Origin of the sequence: Synechococcus sp. H55.9 (assembly GCF_047462355.1) — a bacterium.
Lineage (GTDB): Bacteria > Cyanobacteriota > Cyanobacteriia > Thermostichales > Thermostichaceae > Thermostichus.
Genome location: NZ_JANSJB010000012.1, coordinates 38,364 through 40,134 on the forward strand (window position 1 = coordinate 38,364; position 1,771 = coordinate 40,134).

Consider the following 1,771-nt stretch of genomic DNA (forward strand, 5'->3'; position numbering starts at 1 on the left):
AAGTCAACGGTAATTGAAAAACCAGTCATAACAGCAAGAAGCTGAGGAGAAGATTAAGAGATTCAGTTTCCTAGAGAAGGAGTTTTCATAGGACTAGCTACCGCCAATAAAGACAGGCCAAAGGGTAGGGAGAACTTAGAAATTAAATAGGCTTCCGCAGCAAAAATCTCGGTTAAAAGCCAATTGATCCAAGGCGAGAGCATGTTTAGATCCTGCTTCTCCTTGAGGCGAAGGCTCTTTTGGGCTAGGCGGATCCCTGCTGCTAATGGAAAGAGAAAGCTGTTGAAAAAGGTAAAGGTATGAATTTGCAGGCCGGCACTCTTGAGTAAGGAGAGAAGTTGTGCTGCTGTGTAGCGTCTCTTGTGGTGATTGAGCTCGTCATGGGCGCTCCACAGCCAGGGGTAGGCCGGTACCGTGATCACCAGGTAGCCGGATGGCTTTAACCTCTGGATGAGAGCTTCCAGAGCTGCTTTGTCTTCCTCCAAATGTTCTAAAACGTCCAGTAGGGCAATAAGGTCAAATTGCTGGGAACCAAAAGGGATCCGATGCGGCAATTCACCTTCGGCCACAATCCCAATGCCGCGGGCCCGGGCCAAAGGCAATGCTATTTCGCTTCTTTCCATGGCCCAGACTTGGCCAAATTGAGACAACATTTCTAGGTTGCCGCCACTGCCACAGCCGGCTTCCAAGATACAAGCCGCGAGCGGAAGAGGGATCCCGGCAATAACCTGCCTGAGAATGCGGCGGCGCCCCACAAACCACCAATGTCGATCTTCTAAGCCCGCCATTTGTTCATAAGCTCTGGGATCCATACAATAGTCGTTCCAAATATTGGGAAACAGCTTGTTAGTTGATCCCTTGCTCCCCTCTCCCACGAGGGGAGAGGGGTTGGGGGTGAGGGTCGAAAGATGACCTTATCCTATACTTTTCCGGTGTTAGAGAACTCCGTCCCGCTTACGCGATTTAGGTTTCAAGGAGAAAGCCTGGCCTTGCCCCAGCGATTTTTGCGGTACCAGGCGGCCACGTGGGGGCACCAGGCCTCAAAGTGGGGCCAAATCAGTTCACACAGATACTGAATTTCTCGCTGGGCATCTTCTTTAGCTCGTAAATCCAGAAAATGCATCAAGCTGCGGCAATTAAAAGAGACTACAAAATGTTGGCGGATCCCGTAGCCGATGATGTTACGAGCATCTTCATAAGGCAATCCGCACTCTTCGACCAGGCGATAATAGGCAATGGCCTGACTGCGATACTGCTCAAGAATGATGTTCAGGGCCTCAGGAGAGATGGGCTTGAAGCCTTGGCGGGTTTTGGCCTTGCCTTCTTTGACGCTGGCAGGAACGTAAAACAGAGTTTCCAACTCTTGCAAAGATAACGAGGGCTCCGCGCCGGTTTTGTCGGCAAGAGCAGCGGTTTCGTTGGTGCTCCGAGGCGCAGACAAGAGTCTTTTGCCCAAATCGGCAATTTGCCGGCCTGTATATCGAAAAGATTGAACGTCGAAAGAAACTCCCACTCGATGAGTACGGGCCTGTTGCATGACAGCATGGGGAAAATAGCCCACCCCAAACGTGATCTGAGGGTGCTCAAGAGGCCCATAGTGGCCACGATTGCCCTCCAGCAGATGCCGCACCACGGCCTCTCCATACTGTTCCGGGATCCGGCCCTCTGGGGTAACAAAATCGGGGCTGTAATCTTGGTGCATCGCCTGCCAGATCACCCGTTCGGGATCTGGAGTTTGGCTAAGCACCACCACTTGAAATAAGGCATCCAC

Annotated in this window: 2 protein-coding genes; both read right to left on the bottom strand. The window is 51.7% G+C overall.

Annotated elements, in window-relative coordinates; genetic code table 11:
* Window positions 1–62: 62 nt before the first annotated feature.
* Window positions 63–812 (bottom strand): class I SAM-dependent methyltransferase, encoded by a 750-nt coding sequence (locus tag NW857_RS03220; protein ID WP_414367921.1) that lies wholly within the window; start codon window positions 810–812, stop codon window positions 63–65.
* Between the two features lie 158 nt (window positions 813–970).
* Window positions 971–1,771 (bottom strand): FAD-dependent thymidylate synthase (gene thyX, locus NW857_RS03225; RefSeq protein ID WP_414367923.1); only part of this gene is annotated, 801 nt, incomplete at its 5' end.